The organism is Mycobacterium heidelbergense (genome assembly GCF_010730745.1).
Lineage (GTDB): Bacteria > Actinomycetota > Actinomycetes > Mycobacteriales > Mycobacteriaceae > Mycobacterium > Mycobacterium heidelbergense.
Genome location: NZ_AP022615.1, coordinates 3,430,088 through 3,455,328, shown reverse-complemented (window position 1 = coordinate 3,455,328; position 25,241 = coordinate 3,430,088). Strand labels below are relative to the sequence as shown.

At 69.9% G+C, this 25,241-nt stretch carries 16 protein-coding genes and 2 pseudogenes; 10 read left to right on the top strand and 8 right to left on the bottom strand.

Features of this window, described 5'->3' with window-relative positions:
- Nucleotides 1-77 precede the first annotated feature (77 nt).
- Both G6N25_RS16280 and G6N25_RS16275 read right to left on the bottom strand, forming a co-directional pair.
- On the bottom strand, nucleotides 78-1,223 hold the full coding sequence (locus G6N25_RS16280; RefSeq protein WP_083073523.1) for an adenylate/guanylate cyclase domain-containing protein: 1,146 nt from the start codon (nucleotides 1,221-1,223) through the stop codon (nucleotides 78-80).
- Between the two features lie 9 nt (nucleotides 1,224-1,232).
- Nucleotides 1,233-2,574, bottom strand: a pseudogene (locus G6N25_RS16275) (amidase).
- 95 nt (nucleotides 2,575-2,669) lie between these two features.
- Here G6N25_RS16275 and G6N25_RS16270 point away from each other — a divergent pair.
- Nucleotides 2,670-3,098 carry an HIT family protein gene (locus G6N25_RS16270; RefSeq protein ID WP_083073524.1) on the top strand — a complete coding sequence of 143 codons (429 nt, stop codon included), beginning with the start codon at nucleotides 2,670-2,672 and terminating at the stop codon, nucleotides 3,096-3,098.
- Between the two features lie 13 nt (nucleotides 3,099-3,111).
- Here the strand turns inward: G6N25_RS16270 and G6N25_RS16265 are convergent.
- The 3 genes and pseudogenes from G6N25_RS16265 to G6N25_RS16255 all read right to left on the bottom strand — a co-directional run.
- Nucleotides 3,112-3,849: pseudogene (locus tag G6N25_RS16265) on the bottom strand (MsnO8 family LLM class oxidoreductase); the annotation flags it as partial.
- Nucleotides 3,850-4,000: 151 nt separating this feature from the next.
- Entirely contained in the window at nucleotides 4,001-5,119 is a 1,119-nt protein-coding gene (locus G6N25_RS16260; RefSeq protein WP_083073526.1) for an FAD-binding protein, read from the bottom strand.
- Between the two features lie 6 nt (nucleotides 5,120-5,125).
- A complete protein-coding gene (locus G6N25_RS16255) occupies nucleotides 5,126-5,953 on the bottom strand; it encodes a uracil-DNA glycosylase (RefSeq protein ID WP_083073560.1) in 828 nt (275 codons plus the stop codon).
- Between the two features lie 82 nt (nucleotides 5,954-6,035).
- On the opposite strand from G6N25_RS16255, the gene G6N25_RS16250 reads away from it, so the two are divergent.
- The 4 genes from G6N25_RS16250 (at nucleotide 6,036) to G6N25_RS16235 (ending at nucleotide 10,736) form a co-directional block, all read left to right on the top strand.
- Nucleotides 6,036-7,283, top strand: a complete 1,248-nt coding sequence (locus tag G6N25_RS16250; protein ID WP_083073527.1) for an MFS transporter — start codon at nucleotides 6,036-6,038, stop codon at nucleotides 7,281-7,283.
- Nucleotides 7,284-7,351: 68 nt separating this feature from the next.
- Complete coding sequence (locus tag G6N25_RS16245) at nucleotides 7,352-8,671, top strand: FAD-binding oxidoreductase (protein WP_142272578.1); 1,320 nt, start codon at nucleotides 7,352-7,354, stop codon at nucleotides 8,669-8,671.
- 215 nt (nucleotides 8,672-8,886) lie between these two features.
- A complete protein-coding gene (locus G6N25_RS16240; protein WP_163672472.1) occupies nucleotides 8,887-10,128 on the top strand; it encodes a cytochrome P450 in 1,242 nt (413 codons plus the stop codon).
- Entirely contained in the window at nucleotides 10,128-10,736 is a 609-nt protein-coding gene (locus G6N25_RS16235; RefSeq protein ID WP_163672470.1) for a TetR/AcrR family transcriptional regulator, read from the top strand. Before G6N25_RS16240 ends, G6N25_RS16235 begins: the two co-directional genes overlap by 1 nt.
- A 135-nt stretch (nucleotides 10,737-10,871) precedes the next feature.
- Here G6N25_RS16235 and G6N25_RS16230 read toward each other — a convergent pair whose 3' ends face one another.
- Nucleotides 10,872-12,011, bottom strand: coding sequence for an acyltransferase family protein (locus tag G6N25_RS16230; RefSeq protein ID WP_083073531.1), 1,140 nt, complete (start codon nucleotides 12,009-12,011; stop codon nucleotides 10,872-10,874).
- Complete coding sequence (locus tag G6N25_RS16225; RefSeq protein WP_083073532.1) at nucleotides 12,008-13,687, bottom strand: DEAD/DEAH box helicase; 1,680 nt, start codon at nucleotides 13,685-13,687, stop codon at nucleotides 12,008-12,010. Before G6N25_RS16225 ends, G6N25_RS16230 begins: the two co-directional genes overlap by 4 nt.
- Nucleotides 13,688-13,746: 59 nt before the next feature.
- On the opposite strand from G6N25_RS16225, the gene G6N25_RS16220 reads away from it, so the two are divergent.
- Together G6N25_RS16220 and G6N25_RS16215 are read left to right on the top strand one after the other, a co-directional pair.
- On the top strand, nucleotides 13,747-14,376 hold the full coding sequence (locus G6N25_RS16220) for an LppP/LprE family lipoprotein (protein WP_083073533.1): 630 nt from the start codon (nucleotides 13,747-13,749) through the stop codon (nucleotides 14,374-14,376).
- Between the two features lie 43 nt (nucleotides 14,377-14,419).
- Nucleotides 14,420-17,803, top strand: a complete 3,384-nt coding sequence (locus G6N25_RS16215; RefSeq protein ID WP_083073534.1) for a TM0106 family RecB-like putative nuclease — start codon at nucleotides 14,420-14,422, stop codon at nucleotides 17,801-17,803.
- A 4-nt stretch (nucleotides 17,804-17,807) separates the two neighbouring features.
- Here the strand turns inward: G6N25_RS16215 and G6N25_RS16210 are convergent, their stop codons facing one another.
- The gene (locus G6N25_RS16210; RefSeq protein ID WP_083073535.1) at nucleotides 17,808-19,448 is read right to left on the bottom strand and encodes a DHA2 family efflux MFS transporter permease subunit; all 1,641 of its coding nucleotides are present in this window, start codon (nucleotides 19,446-19,448) and stop codon (nucleotides 17,808-17,810) included.
- Between the two features lie 177 nt (nucleotides 19,449-19,625).
- On the opposite strand from G6N25_RS16210, the gene G6N25_RS16205 reads away from it, so the two are divergent.
- The 3 genes from G6N25_RS16205 to G6N25_RS16195 all read left to right on the top strand — a co-directional run bounded on the left by G6N25_RS16205 (nucleotide 19,626) and on the right by G6N25_RS16195 (nucleotide 25,152).
- On the top strand, nucleotides 19,626-20,393 hold the full coding sequence (locus G6N25_RS16205; RefSeq protein WP_083073536.1) for a hypothetical protein: 768 nt from the start codon (nucleotides 19,626-19,628) through the stop codon (nucleotides 20,391-20,393).
- Between the two features lie 116 nt (nucleotides 20,394-20,509).
- Complete coding sequence (locus G6N25_RS16200) at nucleotides 20,510-24,181, top strand: multifunctional oxoglutarate decarboxylase/oxoglutarate dehydrogenase thiamine pyrophosphate-binding subunit/dihydrolipoyllysine-residue succinyltransferase subunit (protein WP_083073537.1); 3,672 nt, start codon at nucleotides 20,510-20,512, stop codon at nucleotides 24,179-24,181.
- A 143-nt stretch (nucleotides 24,182-24,324) separates the two neighbouring features.
- Nucleotides 24,325-25,152: an SDR family NAD(P)-dependent oxidoreductase gene (locus G6N25_RS16195; protein ID WP_083073538.1), complete on the top strand. Its 828-nt coding sequence runs from the start codon at nucleotides 24,325-24,327 to the stop codon at nucleotides 25,150-25,152.
- The last annotated feature ends 89 nt before the right edge of the window (nucleotides 25,153-25,241 follow it).

Sequence of the window (25,241 nt, the reverse complement as noted above, 5' to 3'; positions counted from 1 at the left end):
GCCGCGTCGGACTAAGGTCCGACGCCCCCTGAAGTCGCCCGGGCCTGCCCATGCGTCCGCGACCGGGACGAGCCGGGTCAGTCGCCGGCCGAAGGGCCGTTTCCGCGGCGGATCCGAAAGAGTTTGACCTCGTTCCGAATTCCCTTGAGGCGGCGCGCACCGGCGAAGGATCCCTGGAAGCCGCCGGCATCGCCGACGGCCTCCCAGGCCGAATCGGCGGCGAGCACGGTGCCCGGGCGCGCCACGTCGGTGACCCGGCTTGCCACGTTGACCGGGCTGCCGAACCAGTCGCCGGCCCGGCTCACCGCCATGCCGGAGGCCACTCCCGCTCGCAACCGCGGGAAGTCGTTGTCGGTGTCGACGGCGTCCACGAGCTTCAGCACCACGTCCAGCATGGACACCGGATCGGGACAGACGAGCATCACCGCGTCGCCGATCGTCTTGATGAACCGCACCGGCGGCACGGTCATGTCCCGGGCGAGGTCGGCCAGCCGGTTGGCCAGGTGCCCCAGCTCTTCGGCCGACACCACTTCGCCTATCCGGGTGAAACCGACGAGGTCGGCGAAGGCGACGGTGATTTGGCGCGCGCCCGGAAGCGGCTTGCCGGCGGCCCGCTCGGCGGCATTGACGGCCTCGGTCTCCATCATGTGCCGTAGCTGCATGAACAGCATGTTCTGGATCATCGGGCCGAGCATCGGCGCGATTTGGCTCACCAACGCCTTTGACGCCTTGGCGATCTCCAGCTCGGTGGCTCCGGGGCGCATGATCGCCGACAGCGCGGTGTAGCGCATGACCTCGGCGGCGCGGGACAGGCCTTCGGCGAGCACCCGGACGACGAGCACCAATTGGTCGGGATCGAGGCCCAGCTCGACGAACCGCTGGGTATAGGCGGCGGCTTCACCGTCGGCGCGCATGTGGATGGCAGCGTCGGGGTCGTCCACCCTGGCCAGACCGATGGCGCGCTGCACCCGCTGGAGCAGCGTCAGGTCGATGCCGTACGTCTCACCGATCTCCCGGGTGGACACGTAGGTGCCGTCGTCGCCAATGAGGTGGCGGGTGGCCAGCAGCAGCGGCGGATTGGTCGCCCGGATTTCCTCCGCGGTGACGCCCTGCTCGAGCAACCACTCCACGAGTTCGGCCCGTTCGGCGCGCGCGGTGCCCTCGAGTCCGTCGAGCAGATCGTCGAAGTTCCGGTCGACCCCGTCCACGTGGTCAACGTACAACGCCGGCCGTTATGACACCGGCGGTCGCCGGTGGACCCACGGCCGTGCGGCCTCGATCTGCGCGGACAGCGACAACAGCGTCGCTTCGTCGAACGGCCGGCCGACGAGCTGTACCGACATCGGCAGGCCGTCGCCGTCCAGGTCCCACGGCACCACCGCGGCGGGCTGGCCGGTCAGATTCCAGACCGGGAAATACGGAACCCGCTGGGCAGCCAGCAGCAGCGTCGACACCGCGCCGCGGTGCTGGTAGGCGCCGATGCGCGACGGGCCCTTCGCGGTGCCCGGCGTGACGACGACGTCGACGTCGTCGAAGATCGACTGGATCCTGTTGCTCACCGACGCCTCCGCGGCGCGCAGCGCGGCCATCCGCCGGTCCGAGAAAAAAGATCCCAGGCGCGCGAGGTTGCGCGTGCGCGCCTCGAGGCGTTCCGGGTGGGCCTGCGCGTCGGCGTCGTCGCAGATGCCGCGCAGGTAGCGGGGGAAGAAGTTGGCGTAGATCGAGGGCAGCGGATACTCGGGGTCGCGGAGGACGACGTCGTGGCCCAGCTCGCCAAGCAGCGCACCCGCCTGGTGCACGGCCGCCAGCTCTTCCTTCCCCACCGTCACGGGCAGCGTTGGAACCTTGGTGCTCAAGGCGATTCGCAGCTTGCCGGGGTCGCGCGCCGCGGCCGCCGTGAACTCGCCTTCCGGACCCGGCAGCGTGGAGGTCGCGTCCAGGAACAACGCCGCGTCCAGCACCGAACCGGGCTATCGGGCCGTTGACGCTCAGCCCGTACCACGCCCCGTCGTGCGGTTCCAACGACACCCGGTCGCGTTGCGGCTTCAGGCCGAACAGACCGCACCAGGTCGCCGGGATGCGAATCGAGCCGCCGCCATCGGAGCCCAGCGCCAGCGGAGCCAGGCCGGCGGCCACCGCGGCGGCGCTGCCGCCGCTGCTGCCGCCCGGCGTGCGCGCGAGGTTCCACGGGTTGCGGGTGGCCCCGAACGTCAGCGACTCGGTGTAGGGAAACATCATCAGCTCGGGCGTGTTGGTCTTGCCGATGATGACCGCCCCGGCGGCGCGCAGCCGGCGAACCGCCTCCGCGTCGGAGGTCACGGCGGGCCGGTGGCCGCCGCTGCCGTACGTTGTGACTTCGCCCGTGACGTCGACGTCGTCTTTGATCGCGATCGGCACGCCGAGCAGCGGCAGCCGCTCGCCCGCGTCGAGGCGGTCCTGCGCGACGGCGGCCTCGTACCGCGCGGGATCGGACAGCACCACGCGGTAGCAGCGCAGCTGGCTGTCCAGGCGCGCGATCCGTTCCAGGTAGATCTCCAGCAGCTCCGGCGCGGTCAGTTCGCCGTCGGCCAGCATCCGCGCCTGCGCGGCCGCACCGGCAAAGGCCACCTCGCGAGCGTCCACTGCGGCAGCGTATCCCCCGGATTGAGCAGGCCAGTAGCGTGGGCGCCATGCCCTGCGTGTTCTGTGCGATCGTCGCCGGGGAAGCCCCGGCCCTGCGGATCTGCGAAGACGACGAGTACCTGGCGATTCTCGACATCCGCCCGTTCACCCGCGGCCACACGCTGGTGATCCCCAAACGACACACCGTCGATCTCACCGACACTCCGCCGGAGACGCTGGCCGATATGGTCGCCATTGGCCAACGGATCGCCCGGGCCGCCCGCGCGACCGAACTGGCCGACGCGACGAACATCGCGATCAACGACGGCCGCGCCGCCTTCCAGACGGTGTTTCACATTCATCTGCACGTGCTGCCGCGGCGCGTCGGCGACAAGCTGTCGGTGGCGAAGGGGATGCTGCTGCGCCGGGACCCCGACCGGGAGGCGACCGCGCAGATCCTGCGGGAGGCGGTGGCGCGCATCGACGCGGCTCAGTAGGGCCGGGGCCCGCTCAGAAAAGTTCCTTGGCCAGTAGCTCCAGCGTCGCCACCCGGGCGGGCGCGGTGGCGGGGTCGGTGCCGTGGCGGGCCGACGCGACCGGGTTCACCATCACCTCGTCGACGCCGAATCGTTCGGCCAGCGCCCGCACCTGCGCGGCGGCCTCGGCGGGCGCGCCGAGGACGGCGCGCCGCAGTCCACTGTCCACGATGCGCCGCTGGGGTGCCGTCAGCTCGGCGACCTGGGCCTCCTCGACGAGCGGTATCGGCCCGAGCGGCTCGCCGGTGCGCAGCCGCGCCATCATCTGCAGGTTGGGCAGCATCAAAGCCGTTGCCTCGTCGCGGGTTTCGGCCACCGCGGCGTTGACCGTCAAGAACGTGACCGGCTCGGCGGCCTGGTCACTGGGCACGAAACGGGAGCGGTACGCCTCGAGCGCCTCTCCGGTTCCCTTGCCGGAGAAGTGGTGGGCGAACACGTACGGCAGACCCTTGGCGGCGGCCAAATGCGCGGAGTACATCGACGAGCCCAGCAGCCACAGCCGCGGTTCGGTGGCGGCGGCCGGGGTGGCCCTGAGGACGTAGTCCCCGGACCGCAGCGGGACCCGCACGCCGCGCGGGCTCATCAGCGCGGCCACGTCGTCGAGGTACTCGGGGAAGTTCTCGATGTCGCTTTGGTCGCGGCTGCCGCGCAGCGCATACGACGTCACCGGGTCGGAGCCGGGCGCCCGGCCGATGCCCAGGTCGATGCGGGCTTCGAGTGTGCGCTCACGGCTTCGAGTGTGCGCTCACGGCTTCCGGTGTGAACGCAGGGCGGGATTCCGGCCGGGATTCCGCCCAGGCCGCACACTCAAAGCCCGCGCTTCACAGTCAAGCCGAGACCGAGCGCCGCCGCCCGCCGGCAGTTCAGTAATCCTTGAGGGTGAGCGAATTCACGATGCGGTCGAACACCTCCTGCGGGATGGGCGCGCCCCCCGGGATGTTGTCGATCACCAGCCATTGGTTGCGCTTGACGTAGTCGTGGAATTCTTTGCGGTAGTTGGCGAAGCCGAGTTCATAGTCGTCACCGGCCGCCGCGAGCTCGCCGGCCAGGATGCAGGCCCCCAGCAATGCGACGCTGGTCCCCTGGCCCGACAACGGCGAGCAGCAATACCCGGCGTCGCCGACCAGCGCCACCCTGCCCCGCGACCAGCGGTCCATCTTGATCTGCGACATTTCGTCGAAATAGAAGTCCGGCGCGGTCCGCATGTAGCGCAGCAGTTGCGGGCGGACCCAGCCGTCGTCGGCCATCCGCCGTTCCAGCTCGGCGAGCTGGGCCTCGGTGTCGCGGTAGTCGATCCGCAGCCCCGCTTCCATGAAGCCCACCATGGCCCGGGCCTCGGTGTTGTTGCGCGCGCTGTACACCCCCGCCATGGTCGAGTCGCCGTAGTGCCAGATCTGCCAGTAGTCCAGGTCCAGGAAGTTGGGCACGGTGAAAATCGCCGCGTGGGTGCCCAGCCGCTCGATGAATTGCTCCTCCGGGCCGAAGACCAGTCGGCGCACGTTGGAGTGCAATCCGTCCGCGCCGATCACCAGGTCAAAGCCGCGCGCGACGGCGCGCTCGAAAGTCACGCCGACCGAGTCGCCGTCGTCGCGCAACGACACAATGCTGTCGTCGAACAGGTACTCGACGTTGAGTTGCGTTTCCTCGTAAAGCAATTCGATCAGGTCGTCGCGCAGCAGCTCGATGTCGGGGCTGGCGATGGGGCCGCCGGTGGGCGTCGATTCGGTGTCCTGGGACAGCTCGTTGCCGTCGGCGTCGACGACGGAGGCGCCCCGGATGCGCGTCCGCCGGTGGTCGGCGGCGGCCCGCAACGACATGCGTTCCAGCACCGTCAGCGCGGGACCCCGCACGTCGATGGCCTGACCGCCCGGCCGCAGCCCGGGATAGCGCTCCACCACGGTGACCGAATAACCATGCTTCCCAAGCCAATACGCCGTCGTCATGCCGGCCACGCTGGCGCCGGAAACCAGAACCCTAGGCATGAAGAGTCACTTAATCCCTGCCAGCCTCTTCGCGTTGCTGAAGATGTCGTCGAGCATTACCGGAGTCAACCTACCGGTGAACATGTTCTGCTGGCTGGGGTGGTAGCAGCCGAGCAGACGCACACCGGATCCCAGCTCGGCGACGGCGCCGTGGCCGAACCGCGGCTTGGGCGCCCCGGACACGCCCGGCAGCCGCAGCGCGATCTGCCAGGCGAAGCCGCCCAGGGCCACGATCACGCGGACATGGTCGGACACCAGCCGCCATTCGGCCTGAAGCCACGGCCAGCAGGTGTCCCGCTCCGCCGGGGTCGGCGCGTTGGCCGGGGGCGCGCACCGCACCGGCGCGGAGATCCGAATCCGGTTGGCCCGCAACCCGTCAGCGGCGTCCACGCTGATCGGTGAATTCACCAGACCGGCCCGGTGCAGCGCCGCGTACAACTGGTCGCCCGAGCGGTCGCCGGTGAACATCCGTCCGGTCCGGTTGGCGCCGTGCGCCGCGGGCGCCAACCCCACGATCAACATCCGGGGCCGCTCCGATCCCCAGCCCGGCACCGGTCGCCCCCAATACGGCTGGTCGGCGAAGGCCCGGCGTTTGACCTTCGCGACGTCCTCGCGCCAGGTGACCAGCCGCGGGCAGGCCCGGCAGACGCTGATCACCGCGTCCAGTTCCGGTATCGATCCGGCCTGGGCCGCCAGCGCGGCGACCTGCGCGGCGTCGGCGGCCACCGGGGTCTGCGGGGTGGCCGGATCGCCGGGCCATCCGGTTCCGGGAACAACCGGGGAACCGAACGCCTGGCCGGTATTGGGGTGGGCGAACACATGAACATCCTGCATTCGGCCGGCGACGACCACGAAAACGCCCCGAAATTCGGTGGTCCCCGTTCTCGCTTCGGGGTTACATTCAGCCGCGATATCCATGAGAAACGGCAGCCGTGGCCCGGTTTTCCTGATCCTGTTCGCCGCGCTGACGGGGTGCGCGGGCACCGGCATCTCCATAGTCGCCTTCCCGTGGCTGGTGTTGCAGCGGCACGGCAGGGCCGGCGAGGCGGCGATCGTGGCCGCCGCCATGACGCTGCCCCTGGTGGGATCCACGCTGGTCGCCGGCACCGCGGTCGACTTCTTCGGGCGCCGCCGGGTGTCGCTGGTCTCCGATGCGCTCTCGGGCACCGCGGTGGCCGCCGTCCCCCTGATCGCCTGGTGGCTCGGCGGAGACGCGCTCAACCTCGCGGTGCTCGCCGCCCTGGCCTTCTTCGCGGCCAGTTTCGACCCGGCCGGGATGACGGCGCGCCAGTCGATGCTGCCCGAGGCCGCCGCCCGTGCGGGCTGGTCGCTGGACCGCACCAACAGCGTCTACGAAGCGATCCTGAACCTGGCGTACATCGTGGGCCCGGGTATCGGCGGTCTGATGATCGCCACGGTCGGCGGCGTCAACACGATGTGGGTCACGGCGGGCTGTTTCGGGTTGTCCTTCCTCGCGATCGGGGCGCTGCGGCTCGAGGGCACCGGCAAGCCGCACCACGCGACCCGGCCCGACGGGTTGGTGTCCGGGGTCGCCGAAGGAATGCGGTTTGTCTGGAACCTGCGGGTGCTGCGGACGCTCGGGGTGATCGACCTGGTCGTCACCGCGCTATACCTGCCGATGGAAAGCGTGTTGTTCCCCAAGTACTTCAGCGACCGCCACCAACCCGCGCAGTTGGGCTGGGCGTTGATGGCGCTCGGGGTCGGCGGCGTGGCGGGCGCGCTCGGCTATGCCGTGCTCTCGAAGCGCATGCGGCGCCGCACGGCCGTGCTGACGGCGACCCTCACCTTTGGTGCGGCGACGGCCGGCATCGCGTTCCTGCCGCCGCTGCCGGTGATCCTGGTGCTGTGCGCGGTGACCGGCCTGGTCTACGGGCCGATCCAGCCGATTTACAACTACGTGATGCAGACCCGCGCTCCGCACCATCTGCGCGGCCGAGTGGTCGGGGTGATGACGGGGCTGACCTTCGCCGCGGGCCCGCTGGGCCTGCTGGTGGCCGGCCCGCTGGCTGACGCCGTCGGGCTGAAGGTCACGTTCCTGGCGTTGGCGCTGCCGATCCTGTCGGTCGGCGCGATCGCCGCCAGGCTGCCGTCGCTGCGCGAGCTGGACCGAGCGCCGGAGTTTGCTGTCGACGCCGCGCCGTAGGATCGGTGCGTGAGCACCCCGTGACTGCAGGCCCGCTGGCCGACCTGATCGCCGCCCTGCCGGACGGGATGGTCGTCACCGATCCGACCGTGACCGAGGGCTACCGCCAGGACCGCGCTTTCGACCCGTCGGCCGGCAAGCCGCTGGCCGTGGTCCGGCCGCGGCGCACCGAAGAGGTGCAGGCCGTGCTGCGCTGGGCCAGCACCCACCGGGTGCCGGTGGTGACCCGAGGAGCCGGGAGCGGCCTGTCCGGCGGGGCGACGGCTCTGGATGACGGCATCGTATTGTCGACGGAGAAGATGCGCGACATCACCGTCGACCCCGTGACGCGCACCGCGGTTTGCCAGCCCGGCCTGTTCAACGCGGAGGTGAAGAAGGCCGCCGCCGAGCACGGCCTGTGGTATCCGCCCGACCCATCGTCGTTCGAGATCTGCAGCATCGGGGGCAACATCGCCACCAACGCCGGCGGGTTGTGCTGTGTGAAGTACGGCGTCACCACCGATTACGTGCTGGGCGTGCAGGTGGTGCTGGCCGACGGCACCGCGGTGCGGCTGGGCGGGCCGCGCCTGAAAGATGTGGCAGGACTCCCACTGACCAAGCTGTTCGTCGGCAGCGAGGGGACGCTGGGCGTCATCACCGAGGTGACGCTGCGGCTGCTGCCGGCCCAAAACGTGTCGAGCGTGGTGGTGGCGACCTTCGCTTCGGTCCCGGCGGCCGTCGACGCGGTGCTGGGAGTGGTCGCGCGGCTACGGCCCTCGATGCTGGAGTTCATGGACTCGGGGGCGATCAACGCCGTCGAGGACGCCTTGCGGATGGACCTGGACCGCGGGGCGGCAGCCATGCTGGTGGCCGGCTCCGACGAAAGGGGAGGCGCGGGGTCCGACGACGCCTCGGTGATCGCGGCGGTGTTCGCGGAAAACGGTGCGACGGAGGTGCTTTCGACCGACGACCGGGACGAGGGCGAGGCCTTCATCGCCGCCCGCCGGTTCTGCATCCCGGCGGTGGAGGCCAAGGGGTCGCTGCTGCTGGAAGACGTCGGGGTGCCGCTGCCGGCGTTGGGTTCGCTGGTGAGCGGGATCGCGGCGATCGCCGCCGAGCGCGACCTGATGATTTCGGTGATCGCGCACGCCGGCGACGGCAACACCCACCCGCTGATCGTCTACGACCCCGCCGACGCGGCGATGACCGAGCGGGCTCACCTCGCGTTCGGCGAAATCATGGAGCTGGCCGTCGGGCTGGGCGGCACGATCACCGGTGAGCACGGCGTCGGCCGGTTGAAGCGGCCCTGGCTGGCCGGCTACCTCGGGCCCGAGGCGATGGACCTCAACCGGCGCATCAAGCGGGCGCTCGACCCGCACGGCATCCTGAACCCCGGCGCGGCGATCTAGCTCCCGTTGGGCCGCCGAGCGTCACGTTGGGCCGCCAAGCCTCCTGTGGGGCCGGGCTAGCCTCCTGTGGGGCCGGCCGAGCTAGTTCCTGTCGGGACCGCCGAGCGTCACGCCAGCGTGGCATCGAGCGCCGAGCGTCACGCCAGCGTGACGCCGACGGCGAACCCTCGGGGCCCAGCATTGACATCTGGGCATCAGTGTCGTACGAATGAGACATGACTGTGGTTATGTCTCACAACGCACCCGTCAAGTTTCAGCTCGCCAACGCCGACACGTGGCCCAATCCCTGGCCGATGTACCGGGCCCTGCGCGACCACGACCCGGTCCATCACGTGGTGCCGGAGGGCAGGCCCGACCGCGACTACTACGTGCTGTCCCGGCACGCCGACGTCTGGGCGGCGGCGCGCGACCACGAGACCTTCTCCTCCGCGCAGGGGCTGACGGTCAACTACGGCGACCTGGAAATGATTGGCTTGCAAGATAATCCACCTTTCGTGATGCAAGACCCGCCGGTGCACACCGAGTTTCGCAAGCTGGTGTCGCGTGGTTTCACGCCCAGACAGGTCGAGGCGGTGGAGCCCAAGGTGCGCGAGTTCGTCGTCGAGCGCATCGAGAGGTTGCGCGCCAATGGGGGTGGCGACATCGTCACCGAGCTGTTCAAGCCGCTGCCGTCGATGGTGGTCGCACACTACCTCGGCGTGCCCGAGGAAGATCGGACCCAGTTCGACGGCTGGACTCAGGCCATCGTCGCGGCCAACACCGCCGACGGCGGCGTCGCCGGCGCGCTGGAAACCGTCGGTGATGCGGTCGGGTCGATGATGGGCTACTTCACCGGGCTGATCGAGCGGCGCCGGACCGAGCCCGAGGACGACACCATCTCCCACCTGGTCGCCGCGGGGGTGGGCGCCGACGGCGACATTTCCGGCACGCTGTCCATTCTGGCGTTCACGTTCACGATGGTCACCGGCGGCAACGACACCGTCACCGGAATGCTCGGCGGCTCAATGCCTTTGCTGCAGGAGCGGCCCGACCAGCGGCGGCTTTTGGTGGACAATCCGGGGCTCATTCCCGACGCGGTCGAGGAGCTGCTGCGGCTGACCTCGCCGGCGCAGGGCCTGGCACGCACGGTCACGCGGGACGTGACGATCGGCGACACCACGGTCCCGGCCGGTCGCCGGGTGTTGCTGTTGTACGGGTCGGGCAACCGCGACCAACGCCAGTACGGACCGGACGCCGACGAACTCGACGTAACCCGTTGTCCGCGCAACATTCTGACGTTCAGCCACGGCGCGCATCACTGCCTCGGCGCGGCCGCGGCCCGGATGCAATCCCGCGTCGCGTTGACCGAGCTGCTGGCCCGTTGCCCGGATTTCGAGGTCGACGAGTCCGGGATCGTCTGGGCCGGCGGCAGCTATGTCCGGCGCCCGCTGTCGGTGCCGTTGAGTGTGAAATCCTGATGCCGGGTAGCGATTGGCTGGCCCCGCGCCGGGGCGAAGTGGCCGCGGACCGGATACTCGACGCCGCCGAGGAGCTCTACACGCGGCGGGACCAGGCCTCGATCGGCATGAACGAGATCGCCAGGGCCGCAGGGTGTTCCCGCGCGACGCTGTACCGGTACTTCGAGAGCCGGGAGGCGCTGCGAACCGCTTACGTGCATCGCGAGACGCACCGCCTCGGCCGCGCGATCGCCGAGCGGATCGACGGCCTCGAGGATCCGCGCGAACGGCTGGTCGCGAGCATGACCGCCACGTTGCGGATGGTTCGCGAAAGCCCCGCGCTGTCGGCGTGGTTTGCCATCACGCGCCCGCCGATCGGCGGCGAGCTCGCCGGGCACTCCGAGGTGATCACCGCCCTGGCCGCCGCGTTCGTCAATTCGCTTGGGCCGGAAGACCCGGCCCACGTCGAGCGCCGGGCCCGGTGGGTGGTGCGGGTGCTCACGTCGCTGCTGATGTATCCCGGCGAAAACGACGCCGACGAGCGGGCGATGATCGAGGAGTTCGTCGTTCCGATCGTCACACCGGCGTGCGCCGCTCACCCCGCGACCGGGCACGTGCCCGCCTCATAGCGACAGGTCCGCCGAACGCCAAGCCGCACAACGGTTGTCGCTATGAGGCGGGCACACCGCGTGCCGCTCTGCCCGGATACGCGCGGGGCCGGGCAGACATGATCATGGGGCCGGCGCCGCGGGCGACCGGGCCGCTCAGTCCCGCACGCGCGTAAAACGGTGCAGCAGCCAGGCCAACGGGATCGTCAGCGCCAGCGTCGCGACGAACAGGTTCAGCATCGAGCCGGTATAGACGTGGGCGCGGACCACATAGACCATCGCGAACTCCATGGTCACCAGGTGGATCAGGAAGATCTCGTAGGAGATCTCGCCCAGCCACACCATCGGGCGCGTCGCCAAAAGCCTTGAGTACCAACCCCGGTCGCCCAGGGCCAGCGGCGCCACCGCGAGCGTGGCGATCACGGCATAGAAGCTCGTCTTGACCAGGGCCTCGCTCAGCGTTGCGGGCGATGTCGTGGGCGCGCCCGCGATCGGCGTGGAGACGATGAAATAGCTGATGACCGCCAGCGGTATCGCCATGAGCGCGTAGCAGCGCACACCCATGGCCTGCAGCACGGCCAACGCCATGCCGCCGAGGAACCAGGCCAGGTAGGTGGGCAGCCACAGCCGGGCGCCGTCGGGAAACCAGTGATCGGTGTGCACCAGGATCAACCACGCCGGGCTGATCAACGTCATCCCGGCCAGCGCGCCAAGCACTAACCTCGGCCGCCACCGCCGCCGGCAGATCAGCACCAGCAGCAGGTACGCCAACAGCGGCAGCGCCACGTAAAACGCGGCCTCGACCGCCAGGCTCCACATCTGGGTCAGACCTTGGTGTAGGTACTTGCCCAGGTAGCCGTCGGTGTAGATCTGCGTCAGCGTGAGGTTGCGGACCAGCCCCATCCAGCTGTGGCCGGGGTTGGGTCCCGCCGCGCGGTAGTGATACAGCACGTACGCGAACAGCACGGTGATGACGTAGGCGGGCATGATGCGCCGAACCCGGTGCCACGCATAGCGGCTCAGCGACGGGGGCGGCCCGCCGGTGACGGCCGATTTCACCCACGGGCGAAACAGCAGGAAACCGGACAGCACGAAAAAGATCGGGACCCCGATCTCCAGCCGGGCGCCGACCAGGCCCCAATAGCCGTGGGTGTACTTGCCGGTGGTGTAGGCGGCGTGGGTGCCGACGACCAGGAGGGCGGCGACGGCGCGGATGCCGGTCAGCGACGCGACCCGGTCCACGTGGGACGTCTGTTCGAGCCCGCCCTGGGCGTCCCGTTCCTCGGACAGCGTCATCCGTTGCGATTCCTGCGTGGCTTGGTCTTGTTGGGCGACCGGTCCGGCCGAAGATTGATCAGCACGCCCGAGATGCGGGTCTGCTCAAGCTTTTTCAACGTCGACTTCGGGAGCTTGGCCGGCAGCTCCACCAAAGAGAAGTCGGGCCCGATGGCGATGTGGCCGAAATCGCTGCGGTGCAAGCCCCCCTCGTTGGCGATGGCGCCGACGATCGCGCCGGGGCCGATCTTGTGGCGCTTGCCCACGGAGATGCGGTACGTCGCGAAGTCCCTTGGCTGCCTTGGCCTTTCCTGACGCTCCCGGCGCTCGCGCCGTTCGGGTGGCTGTTCGGGCGCCATCAGGAACGCCTCGCCGTCGCGGGACTGCAACGCCAGCGCCGCGGCGATGTCGGCCATCGGGACGTCGTGCTCGCGCTCGTAATCCTCGACCAGCTTGCGGAACAGGTCGATGCCCGCGGCGCCGAGCGCGTCGGTGATGGAATCGGCGAATTTCGCCACCCGCTGGGCGTTGACATCCTCGACGGTGGGCAATTCGGACTCGGTCAGCGTTTGCCGCGTCGCCTTCTCGATCGCCTTGAGCAGGTGGCGCTCCCGCGGGGAGACGAACAACACCGCGGTCCCCGAGCGCCCGGCCCTGCCGGTGCGCCCGATGCGATGGACGTAGGACTCGGTGTCGTGCGGGATGTCGTAGTTGAGCACATGCGATATCCGGTCGACGTCGAGCCCGCGGGCGGCCACATCGGTGGCAACCAGGATGTCGATGCCCTTGGCGCCGCCGTCTTTGAGCGCGGCGATGGTGCGCTCGCGCTGCCCCTGCGGGATGTCACCGTTGATGGCGGCCGCGGAAAACCCTCGGGCCCTGAGCTTTTCGGCGACCTCCTCGGTGGCCTGCTTGGTGCGGACGAAGACGATCATCGCCTCGAACGGCTCCACCTCGAGGACGCGGGTGAGCGCGTCCATCTTGCGGGGACCGGCGACCTGGATGTAGCGCTGCGAAATGTTCTCGGCCGTGGCGGTTTTCGCCTTGGCGGTGACCTCGAACGGGTCGTGCAGGTACTTGGTGGTGAGCTTGCGGATCGCCGGCGGCATGGTCGCCGAAAACAGGGCCACCTGTTTGTACTCCGGGGTTTCGGAGAGGATGCGCTCGACGTCCTCGGCGAAGCCCATGGTGAGCATCTCGTCGGCCTCGTCGAGCACCAGGTAGTCCACCCGCGAGAGGTCCAGCGTCCCGCGTTCGAGGTGGTCGATGACCCGGCCGGGGGTGCCCACCACCACCTGCGCGCCGCGCCTGAGCCCGGCCAGTTGCACGGCGTAGGACGAGCCGCCGTAGATCGGCAGCACGTTGATCTTCGGCAGGTGCGCCCCGTAGCGGCTGAACGCCTCGGCCACCTGCAGGGCCAGCTCCCGGGTGGGCGCCAGCACCAGGGCCTGGGTGGCTTTGCTGGCGACGTCGATCCTGGACAGGATCGGGATCGCGAACGCCGCCGTCTTGCCGGTGCCGGTCTGGGCCAGCCCGACGACGTCGGAGCCCGCCATGAGTGCGGGGATGGTGGCCGCCTGGATGGCGGTCGGCGTCTCGTAGCCGACGTCGTCGACCGCCCGCCGCACGGCGGGGTGAATCTGCAGGTCGGCAAACGTCGTCGGGGGCGGCTCGGGCGAGCTGTCAGGGTGGGTCATCGCACCCGGAGTTTAAGTGGCGAATGTGAGCCCGGTCGCGCCGGGCACGGCACGCGGCCATGCCTGTCGCATCCGGGAGCCCGATAACGGTACGGTTTCGCGGTGTGTGGTCACTAGCCCGCCGCAGGCCGCTGACCGGCCTGGCCGCCGTCGTGTCGGCCACCGCGGCGTTGACGGGCTGCGGGTCGGGGGATTCCACCGTCGCCAAGACGCCACAAGCGACGACGAGCGCGACCGCGTCGATCACGGCCCCCGCCGCGCCGAGCCCCACGCCCGAGGCCGCGCCCAGCAGCACCGCCCCGGCCGACCCGTGCGCGGTCAACCTCGCCTCGCCCACGATCGCGAAAGCGGTCTCCGAGCTGCCCCGCGACCCGCGCAGTCAGCAGCCGTGGAACCCCGAACCGCTGGCCGGCAACTACAACCAATGCGCCCAGCTGTCGGCGGTGATCGTCAAGGCCAACACGAACGCCGTCAATCCCACGACGCGCGCGGTGCTGTTCCATCTCGGGCAGTTCATCCCGCAGGGGGTTCCCGACACGTACGGGTTCAACGGCATCGACGCGTCGCAAACCACCGGCGACACGATTGCGCTGACCTATCCGAGCGGCATCAACGGCCTGGGCACCACGGTGAAGTTCCGATGGAACGGCAACGGGGTCGAGCTGATCGGCAATACGCCCGGGTCGTGAGTGCGGCACGCCGCTGTCGGACGCCTCGCCTACCGTGGCTGCTGTGTTCGTCACCGACGACAGCGTCGTCTACAGCGCGTCGGACCTCGCGGCCGCCGCGCGCTGCGAGTACGCGCTGCTCAGGGACTTTGACGCGAAACTCGGTCGGGGGCCCGCCGTCACCGTCGAGGACGAACTTCTCGAGCGCACGGCCGCCCTCGGCACCGAACACGAACGACGCCGGCTCGACCGATTGCGCGACGAGTTCGGGGACGCCGTCGCGATCGTCGGCCGCCCGGTGTACACGCCCGCCGGGCTGACGGCCGCCGCCGAGGCGACGCGGCGCGCGATCGCCGACCGCGCCCCGGTGATCTATCAGGCCGCGATGTTCGACGGCCGCTTCGTGGGGTTCGCCGACTTCCTGGTGCTCGACGGCGAGCGTTACCGGGTCGCCGACACCAAGCTGGCGCGCTCGGCCAAGGTCCCCGCGTTGCTGCAGCTGGCGGCCTACGCCGACGCGCTGGCCGGTTCGGGCGTCCCGGTGGCGCCGGAGGCCGAGCTGGAACTGGGCGACGGCACCGTGGTGCGCTACCGCGTCGGCGACCTGATCCCGGTGTACCGCTCCCAGCGCGCGCTTTTGCAGCGGCTGCTCGACGAGCACCACGCCGCGGGGACCCCGGTGCGCTGGGACGACCACGACGTCAATGCGTGTCTCCGGTGCCCGTTGTGCGCCGAGCAGCTGCGCGCGGCCGACGACCTGCTGCTGGTCGCCGGAATGCGAATATCCCAGCGCGACAAGCTCATCGACGACGGGATCAGCACGGTCGCCGAGCTGGCCAAACATGAGTTCTCCGGCGCGTTGGGCAGGCTGGCAACCCAGGCCAAACTGCAAGTCCGCCAACGCGACACCGGCACACCGCAGTTCGAGATCGTCGACGCGCAGGCGCTGTCGCTGCTCCCCGAGCCGGACCCCGGGGACCTGTTCTTCGACTTCGAAGGCGACCCGCTGTGGACCGCCGACGGCCGCGAGTGGGGCCTGGAATACCTGTTCGGAGTCTTGGAGGCCGCCGGGGATTTCCACCCGCTGTGGGCGCACAACCGGGTGGACGAGCGTAAGGCACTCACCGATTTCCTGGCGCTGGTCAACAAGCGCCGCAAACGCCATCCCGGCATGCACATCTACCATTACGCGCCCTACGAGAAGACCGCGCTGCTGCGGCTGGCCGGGCGGTACGGCGTCGGCGAGGACGAGGTCGACGAGCTGCTCCGCGGCGGCACGCTGGTCGACCTGTATCCGTTGGTGCGCAAGAGCATTCGGGTGGGCGCGGAATCGTTCAGCCTCAAGGCGCTCGAGCCGCTCTACATGGGGGCGCAGCTGCGCGCCGGCGAGGTCACCACGGCCACCGAGTCGATCGCCTCGTATGCCCGGAGCTGCGAACTGCGGGCCGCCGGCCGTCTCGACGACGCCGCGTCGGTGCTCAGGGAGATCGAGGACTACAACCACTACGACTGCCGGTCGACGCGCGAACTGCGCAACTGGCTGATGCTGCGCGCCTACGAATCCGGCGTGATACCCGTTGGTGCCCAACCGGTTCCCGAGGGCGACATCGTCGAAGAGAGCGACCAGCTGGCGATGACCTTGTCGGCGTTCACCGGCGCCGCCGGCATCGCCGATCGCACGCCCGAGCAGACGGCGGTGGCGCTGGTGTCCGCGGCGCGCGGCTACCACCGCCGCGAGGACAAGCCGTTCTGGTGGGCCCATTTCGACCGGCTGAACTTCCCCGTCGAGGAGTGGGCCGACGACACCGACGTCTTCTTCGCCGAGCACGCCTCCGTCGGCGCCGACTGGCACACCCCGCCCCGCGCCCGCAAGCCGCGCCGGGAGGTGCGACTGCGCGGGGCGCTGGCGCGCGGCGACCTGGCGATGGAGGTCTTCGCGCTCTACGAGCCCCCCGCCCCGCCCGGCATGACCGACGATCCCGCCCGGCGGGCGGCCGGGCGCGCCGAAATCGTCGCGGTCGACGATCCGGCGGTGCCCACCGACGTGGTCATCTGCGAGCGAGCCGGCAGCGACGGCACCACCTTTGACCATCTGCCCTTCGCGCTCACCCCCGGGCCGCCCATCCCAACGACGAAGCTGCGGGAGTCGATCGAAGCGACGGCCGCCGCCGTGGCCGAAGGGCTGCCGCGGCTGCCGTCCACCGCCGTCGTCGACGTCCTGCTGCGCCGCGCGCCCCGCACCCGCGGCGGCGCCCCGCTGCCGCGCGGCGCCGACACCGCCGCCGACATCACCGCCGCGGCCCTGGACCTGGACTCGTCGTACCTGGCGGTGCACGGCCCGCCGGGGACCGGCAAGACGCACACCGCCGCCCGGGTGATCAGGCGGCTGGTCATCGACCATGGCTGGCGCATCGGCGTCGTGGCGCAATCGCACGCCACGGTGGAGAACCTGTTGGACTGCGTGATCGATGCCGGCCTGGATCCGGCGCGAGTCGCCAAGAAACGCTACGACCGCGACGCCCCGCGCTGGCAGGAGATCGACGGCGGCGAGTACGCGGCGTTCGTTCGGGATAATCCCGGCTGCGTGATCGGCGGCACGGCATGGGATTTCGCCAACGCCAACCGGGTAACGCCGGGCAGCCTGGACCTGCTGGTGATCGACGAGGCCGGCCAGTTCTGCCTGGCCAACACCATCGCCGTGGCGCCGGCGGCCGCCAACCTCCTGCTGCTCGGCGACCCCCAGCAGCTGCCGCAGGTGAGCCAGGGCACGCATCCGGAACCGGTCGACACGTCGGCCCTGGACTGGCTGGTGGACGGCCAGCGCACGCTGCCCGACGAGCGGGGCTACTTCCTGGACCTCTCGTACCGAATGCATCCGGCGGTCTGCGCCGCGGTCTCCGCGCTGTCCTACGAAGGCAGGCTGCATTCCCATCCATGCACCGCCGCCCGGCACCTCGACGGGTATCCCCCCGGCGTGCACGTGCTTCCCGTTGACCACCAAGGAAACTCGACGGACAGCCCGGAGGAGGCCGACGCCATCGCCGCCGGCATCGAGCGGCTGCTCGGCCGGCCGTGGACCGACGAGCACGGCACCCGGCCGCTGGCCGCCGCCGATGTGCTGGTGCTGGCGCCCTACAACGCCCAGGTGACCACGGTGCGTCGGCGGTTGGCCGCCGCCGGGCTCGGCGCGGTCCGGGTGGGAACGGTCGACAAGTTCCAGGGCGGCCAGGCACCGGTGATCTTCGTCTCGATGACGGCCTCGTCCGTCGACGCCGCACCGCGCGGAATCTCCTTCCTGTTCAACAGGAATCGGCTCAACGTGGCGGTCAGCCGGGCACAGTACGCGGCGGTGATCGTGCGCTCGCGACTGCTGACCGAGTACCTCCCCGCCACGCCCGCGGGCCTGATCGATTTGGGCGCGTTCCTGGCGTTGACCGAGCCGATGTGACGCCCTATTCGCCGGACGAGTGCCGGCCGTGGCCGGCGGGGGCGTCGACCAGCTCGCACGCCGGTCGGCGAAGTATCAATTCGACGTAGTCGTCGTCGTCACCGTCGGCGACGTCGCCGTCGCCGGACGGCTCAGCGCCCCCGGGCGCCGACGGCGCGAACCCGACCAGGAACAGCGCGGCAATGATTCCGAACAGCGCCACGAACGCGGGCAACAGCACGGACTGCGACATCGCGGCCGCGAACGGATCGCGCAGGAACCCGGGCAGCCGCAGCGTGACGGCGCCCCCGCCGGTGGGCGCGCCGGGTCGCTGCGGCGGCATCTCGGCACCGATCCGAGACGTCATGAACGCGGCCATGCCCGCGCTGCCGAGCACCGCTCCGAGCTGGCGGATCGAGTTGTAGACGGCGGAGCCCGCGCCGGCCCGCTGCGGCGGCAGGTTGCGGGTCGCGGTCGCGGTGAGCGGCGACCACACGAACGCCATCCCGACGCCGATCGCGAAGAACGGCAAACCCAGCCGCCAGATCGGCGTGCCCGGGGACATCTCGAACGCGGCCCACGTCAGCGCGATCGCCAGCACCGAAAAGCCGAAACCGAGGACGGGCCGCGGGTGGTGGCGGTCGACGATCCTGCCGACGAACGGCGCGAGCACACCGTTGGCGACGGCCATCGGCGCGATCAACAGGGCCGATCGCGTCGGCGACAGCCCGCAGACCGCCTGCGCGTAGAACGTCAGCGGCAGCATCATCGCCGTCGCCCCGAACGAGACGATGGCCACCCCGACGCTGCACAGGCCGAAGTCGCGGTCACCGAAAATGTCCAGTGGAATCAGCGGCTCGCCGGTGTTCACCGACTGCCAGTAGGCGAACACCGACATGAACCCGACGCCGGCGACGATCATCGCCCAGATCCAGGGCTGCCAGTGCGCGGCCTGGCCCTGTTGCAGGCCGAAGACGATCAGGAACATGCCCACCCCGGACAACGCGACGCCGAGCAGGTCGAACCGGTGCGCCTGGGTGGGCAGCGCCGGAACCAGCCACACGGCCAACGCCAGGCCGACGACGCCGATGGGGACGTTGACGAAGAAGATCCACTGCCAGCCCAGCGCGTCGACCAGCGCGCCGCCGGCCAGCGGGCCCACCAGGCTGGCGACGCCGGCGGTCGCGCCCCACACGCTGACCGCGACGCCGCGCCGGTGCGCCGGGAAGATCCGGGTGATCACCGACAGGGTCTGCGGGGTGAGCACCCCGGCGCCGACGCCCTGCACGACGCGGGCGGTGATCAGCATCACGGCGCTGCCCGACAGCCCGCACCACATCGACGCGACGGTGAACACCACCAGGCCGATCAGGTAGAGGTTCTTGGGCCCGAACCGGTCACCGAGCCGCCCGGCCACCAGCAACACCACCGCATACCCCAGCAGGTAGGCGCTGGTCACCCACACGACGGCGTCGTAGCCGATGCGCAGGTCGGCCATGATGGTCGGGTTGGCGATGGCGACGATGGTCGGGTTGGCGATGGCGACGATGGTCGAGTCGACCATGATCATGAAGAAGCCGATCATCATCGCCCAGAGCGCGTGCCAGGGGTTCGCCGGTCGTGCGCGCCGGGTTCCCCCGGGCGACCGGGGCGTCGCCGTGGTCATGCACCCACCTCGTTTCAGCGTCCGGACGGTGGTGTCCGGCCCTGCCCGGTCGCACTCTTCCCGGGCGGGGCACGTGGCCGGCGCCCGCGGACCGCGTAGGCGCAAAGCCTTGCACCCGGTCCGCGTGTTGCGGCAGGCGCGTTAGCCTGAGGGGACGCCATTCGCAGGAGAGGCACTATGCGGGCCCGACGGAACAAAGCTTCACACATGTCCAAGCCGGAACCGGCGCCGGCCACCACGGGAGGCCGGCCGAAGGCGTCCGCGCGGGCATTGGCGCAGGTCATCGAGCGTAGTTCGCGGGTACAGGGCCCGGCGGCCGAGGCCTACGTGTCCCGCCTGCGGCACGCGCACCCGGGCGCCGGCCCGGCCGAGATCGTCGCCAAGCTGGAGAAGCGCTACGTGGCCGTGGTGACGGCCGGCGGCATCGCGGTGGGCGCGGCGGCGACCATCCCCGGGATCGGCACGCTGAGCGCGCTGTCCGCCGCGGCGGCGGAAACCGTGACATTCCTCGAGGCCACCGCGCTCTTCGTGTTGGCGCTGGCGGTGGTGCACGGCGTTCCCGCCGAGCACCGGGAGCGACGCCGCGCCCTGGTGCTGTCGGTGCTGGTCGGCGACAACGGCAAGCATGCCGTCGCCGAGCTGATCGGCCCGGCCCGCACGCGCGGCGCCTGGGTTTCCGAAGGCGTGGCCGCGCTGCCGCTGTCGTCGATGTCGCGGCTGAACTCGCGGTTGCTCAAGTCGTGGGTCAAGCGGTACACGGTGCGACGCGGCGCGCTGTTGTTCGGCAAGCTGCTGCCGGTCGGCATCGGCGCCATCGTCGGCGCCGTCGGCAATTATCTTGCGGGCAGGAAGATCGCCCGCAACGCGCGCCGCGCGTTCGGCGCCCCGCCCACGCGCTGGCCGACCGCGCTGCGCCTGCTGCCCCCGATCGACGAAGCCGGCTAGCTTCGCCCGCGTCCGGTCGCGCTCGCGAATCGCCGGCGAAAGGTTAGCCTTTATTGGGGCGGAAACATAGCGTTGGCGGAACCTGCAGGACAAAAGGATTGAGGCGAACAGCGGCCGTGAGCAACATATCGCCATTCGGACAAAACGAATGGCTGGTCGAGGAGATGTACCGCAAGTTCCGCGACGACCCCTCGTCGGTCGATCCGAGCTGGCACGAATTCCTCGTCGACTACAACCCCGAGCCGACCGCCGACTCGGCCCCGAGCACCGGCGACGGGCAGGCAACGCCCGCCAAGGCGGCCGAGCCGCGCGCCGAAATCGCCGAGCCCGCTACCCAGCCCGCCGAGCCCGCCGCGCCCGCCAGGAGGCCCGCCACCCCGCCGCCGGCCGAGGGCGACGAGGTGCAGGTGCTGCGCGGCGCCGCCGCGGCCGTCGTCAAGAACATGTCCGCGTCGCTGGAGGTCCCGACCGCGACCAGCGTCCGCGCCGTCCCGGCCAAGCTGCTGATCGACAACCGGATCGTCATCAACAACCAGCTCAAGCGCACCCGCGGCGGCAAGGTCTCCTTCACCCACATCCTGGGCTACGCGATGGTGCAGGCCGTCAAGCAGTTCCCGAATATGAACCGGCACTTCGCCGAGGTCGACGGCAAGCCCACGGCGGTCACGCCGGCGCACACCAATCTGGGCCTGGCCATCGACCTGCAGGGCAAGGACGGCAAGCGTTCCCTGGTGGTGGCCGGCATCAAACGCTGCGAGACAATGCGATTCGCGCAGTTCGTCACCGCCTACGAAGACATCGTCCGCCGGGCCCGCGACGGCAAGCTGACCGCCGAAGACTTTGCCGGCGTGACCATTTCGTTGACCAACCCGGGCACCATCGGCACCGTGCACTCGGTGCCGCGGCTGATGGCCGGCCAGGGCGCCATCATCGGCGTCGGCGCCATGGAGTACCCCGCCGAGTATCAGGGGGCCAGCGAGGAGCGCATCGCCGAGCTGGGCATCGGCAAGCTGATCACCCTGACGTCGACCTACGACCACCGCATCATCCAGGGCGCGGAGTCCGGCGACTTCCTGCGCGTCATCCACGAGATGCTGCTCTCGGACGGCTTCTGGGACGAGATCTTCCGCGAGCTGGGCATCCCGTATGTGCCGGTGCGCTGGACCACCGACAACCCGGACTCGATCGTCGACAAGAACGCCCGGGTCATGGAGCTGATCGCGGCCTACCGCAACCGCGGGCACCTGATGGCCGACATCGATCCGCTGCGCCTGGACGGCACCAGGTTCCGCAGCCACCCCGACCTGGACGTGCTGACGCACGGCCTGACGCTGTGGGACCTCGACCGCGTCTTCAAGGTCAACGGCTTCGCCGGGTGCGAGTACAAGAAGCTGCGCGACGTCCTGGGGCTGCTGCGCGACGCCTACTGCCGCCACATCGGCGTGGAGTACACCCACATCCTCGAACCCGAGCAACAGGAGTGGCTGCAACATCGGGTCGAGACCAAACACGTCAAACCGACTGTGGCCGAACAGAAGTTCATCCTGAGCAAGCTGAACGCCGCCGAGGCCTTCGAAACCTTCCTGCAGACCAAATACGTTGGGCAGAAACGCTTTTCGCTGGAGGGCGCCGAAAGCGTGATCCCGATGATGGACGCGGCGATCGACCAGTGCGCCGAGCACGGCCTCGACGAGGTGGTGATCGGGATGCCACACCGCGGCCGGCTCAACGTGCTGGCCAACATCGTCGGCAAGCCGTACTCGCAGATCTTCAGCGAGTTCGAGGGCAACCTCAACCCGTCGCAGGCGCACGGGTCCGGCGACGTCAAGTACCACCTGGGCGCCACCGGTGTGTACCTGCAGATGTTCGGCGACAACGACATTCAGGTGTCGCTGACCGCCAACCCGTCGCACCTGGAGGCCGTCGACCCGGTGCTGGAGGGCCTGGTCCGCGCCAAGCAGGACCTGCTGGACCGGGGCGAGGAGGACCGGGGGGACGAGAAGGCGTTCTCGGTGGTTCCGATGATGATGCACGGCGACGCCGCCTTCGCCGGCCAGGGGGTGGTCGCCGAGACGCTGAACCTGGCGAACCTGCCCGGTTACCGCGTCGGCGGCACCATCCACCTCATCGTCAACAACCAGATCGGGTTCACCACCGCGCCGGAGTACTCGCGGTCCAGCGAGTACTGCACGGACGTCGCCAAGATGGTCGGGGCGCCGATCTTCCACGTCAACGGCGACGACCCGGAGGCCTGCGTGTGGGTGGCCAAGCTGGCCGTCGACTTCCGGCAGCGGTTCAAGAAGGACGTCGTCATCGACATGCTGTGCTACCGGCGGCGCGGGCACAACGAGGGCGACGACCCGTCGATGACGAACCCCTACATGTACGACGTCGTCGACACCAAGCGCGGGGCCCGCAAGAGCTACACCGAAGCCCTGATCGGCCGCGGCGACATCTCGCTGAAGGAGGCCGAGGACGCGCTGCGCGACTACCAGGGCCAGCTGGAGCGGGTGTTCAACGAGGTCCGCGAGCTGGAGAAGCACGGCGTGTCACCCAGCGAATCGGTCGAGGCCGACCAGATGATCCCCGCGGGACTGTCCACCGGGGTGGACAAGGCGCTGCTGGCCCGGATCGGCGACGCGTTCCTGGCGGTGCCGGACGGGTTCACCGTGCACCCACGCGTGCTGCCGGTGCTGGAAAAGCGCCGGGAGATGGCCTACGAGGGCAAGATCGACTGGGCCTTCGGCGAGCTGCTGGCCCTGGGTTCGCTGGTGGCCGAGGGCAAGCTGGTGCGGCTGTCGGGGCAGGACACCCGGCGCGGCACCTTCTCCCAGCGGCATTCGGTGGTCATCGACCGCGACACCGGCCAGGAGTTCACCCCGCTGCAGCTGTTGGCGACGAATCCCGACGGCACCCCCACCGGTGGGCGGTTCCTGGTCTACGATTCGCCGCTGTCGGAGTACGCCGCCGTGGGCTTCGAGTACGGCTACACCGTCGGCAACCCGGACGCGCTTGTCTTGTGGGAGGCGCAGTTCGGCGACTTCGTCAACGGCGCGCAGTCGATCATCGACGAGTTCATCAGCTCCGGCGAGGCGAAGTGGGGCCAGCTGTCCAACGTGGTGCTGCTGCTGCCGCACGGGCACGAGGGGCAGGGCCCCGACCACACGTCGGGCCGCATCGAGCGCTTCCTGCAGCTGTGGGCGGAGGGCTCGATGACGATCGCGGTGCCCTCGACGCCGTCGAACTACTTCCACCTGTTGCGCCGGCACGCCCTCGACGGCGTCCAGCGCCCGCTGATCGTGTTCACCCCGAAGTCGATGCTGCGCAACAAGGCGGCGGTCAGCGACATCAAGGACTTCACCGAGATCAAGTTCCGCTCGGTGCTGGAGGAACCCACCTACGAGGACGGCATCGGCGACCGCGGCAAGGTCACCCGCATCCTGCTGACCAGCGGCAAGCTCTACTACGAGCTGGCGGCGCGCAAGGCCAAGGACAACCGCGACGACGTCGCGATCGTGCGCATCGAACAGCTCGCCCCGCTGCCGAAGCGCCGGCTGGGCGAGACGCTGGACCGCTACCCGAACGCCAGGGAGTACTTCTGGGTGCAGGAGGAGCCGGCCAATCAGGGCGCGTGGCCGCGGTTCGGGCTGGAGCTGCCCGAGCTGCTGCCCGACAAGCTGACCGGGATCAAGCGCATTTCGCGGCGGGCGATGTCGGCGCCGTCGTCGGGCTCGTCGAAGGTGCACGCCGTCGAGCAGCAGGAGATCCTCGACACCGCCTTCGGGTGAACGTGACGCCGGCGCCGCCGGCGCTGGTCGCCGTCGCCGCCGCGAGCGTGCGTAAAGTGTCAGCGATAGCGGCGTGTCGACGTACAAACACGCACGCTCGCGAGGGGCTCGCGAGCGGCTCGCGAGGGAAGGGAGGGGTGGTTATGGAGGGGTTTGCCGGGAAGGTCGCCGTGGTCACCGGCGCGGGTTCGGGCATCGGACGGGCGCTGGCGATCGAGCTGGGCCGCTCGGGCGCCAAGGTGGCGATCAGCGACGTCAACGTCGAGGGGCTGGCCGACACCGAGCGACAGCTGAAGGCGATCGGCGCGGAGGTCAAGGCGGATCGGCTCAACGTCACCGAACGCGAGGCGTTCCTGGCCTACGCCGACGCCGTCAACGAGCACTTCGGCAAGGTCAACCAGATCTACAACAACGCCGGCATCGCCTACACCGGAGACATCGAGGTCAGCCCGTTCAAGGACATCGAACGGGTGATGGACGTCGACTTCTGGGGCGTCGTGAACGGCACCAAGGCCTTCCTTCCGCACCTCATCGCCTCCGGCGACGGCCACGTCATCAACGTCTCGAGCGTGTTCGGGCTGTTCTCGTCGCCGGGGCAGGCGGCCTACAACGCGGCCAAGTTCGCCGTCCGCGGCTTCACCGAGGCGCTGCGGCAGGAGATGGTGCTGGCCGGCCACCCGGTCGCGGTGACCACGGTGCACCCCGGCGGCATCAAGACCGCGATCGCCCGCAACGCCACAGTCGCCGAGGGACTCGACCGCGACGAGCTGGCCAAACTGTTCGACAAGCGGCTGGCCCATACCAGCCCGCAACGGGCCGCCCGGATCATCCTGGAAGCCGTGCGCAAGAAGAGGGCCCGGGTGCTCGTCGGCGCCGACGCGAAGGTTCTGGACATCCTGGTGCGGCTGACGGGCTCGGGATATCAGCGGCTGTTTTTGACCGTGACGGGCCGGCTGATCCCCCGGAGCTGAGCGTCAAGTTCGCCGAGTCTGCGCTCAGCGCGCCCGAACGCCGCTGACGGGGTCACTGGACGCAGGGTCGACGCCGCCGGCGCAGGCTC

Excerpts from the sequence above, each read along its gene's own strand:
- G6N25_RS16270 (WP_083073524.1), top strand. The coding sequence starts at position 2,670 with ATGCCCTGCGTGTTCTGTGCGATCGTCGCCGGGGAAGCCCCGGCCCTG.
- G6N25_RS16225 (WP_083073532.1), bottom strand. The coding sequence starts at position 13,687 with ATGACCCACCCTGACAGCTCGCCCGAGCCGCCCCCGACGACGTTTGCC.
- G6N25_RS16250 (WP_083073527.1), top strand. The coding sequence starts at position 6,036 with ATGAGAAACGGCAGCCGTGGCCCGGTTTTCCTGATCCTGTTCGCCGCG.
- G6N25_RS16245 (WP_142272578.1), top strand. The coding sequence starts at position 7,352 with ATGGTCGTCACCGATCCGACCGTGACCGAGGGCTACCGCCAGGACCGC.
- G6N25_RS16210 (WP_083073535.1), bottom strand. The coding sequence starts at position 19,448 with ATGACCACGGCGACGCCCCGGTCGCCCGGGGGAACCCGGCGCGCACGA.
- G6N25_RS16235 (WP_163672470.1), top strand. The coding sequence starts at position 10,128 with ATGCCGGGTAGCGATTGGCTGGCCCCGCGCCGGGGCGAAGTGGCCGCG.
- G6N25_RS16205 (WP_083073536.1), top strand. The coding sequence starts at position 19,626 with ATGCGGGCCCGACGGAACAAAGCTTCACACATGTCCAAGCCGGAACCG.
- G6N25_RS16260 (WP_083073526.1), bottom strand. The coding sequence starts at position 5,119 with ATGCCTAGGGTTCTGGTTTCCGGCGCCAGCGTGGCCGGCATGACGACG.
- G6N25_RS16230 (WP_083073531.1), bottom strand. The coding sequence starts at position 12,011 with ATGACGCTGTCCGAGGAACGGGACGCCCAGGGCGGGCTCGAACAGACG.
- G6N25_RS16195 (WP_083073538.1), top strand. The coding sequence starts at position 24,325 with ATGGAGGGGTTTGCCGGGAAGGTCGCCGTGGTCACCGGCGCGGGTTCG.
- G6N25_RS16220 (WP_083073533.1), top strand. The coding sequence starts at position 13,747 with ATGCCTGTCGCATCCGGGAGCCCGATAACGGTACGGTTTCGCGGTGTG.
- G6N25_RS16255 (WP_083073560.1), bottom strand. The coding sequence starts at position 5,953 with ATGCAGGATGTTCATGTGTTCGCCCACCCCAATACCGGCCAGGCGTTC.
- G6N25_RS16240 (WP_163672472.1), top strand. The coding sequence starts at position 8,887 with ATGACTGTGGTTATGTCTCACAACGCACCCGTCAAGTTTCAGCTCGCC.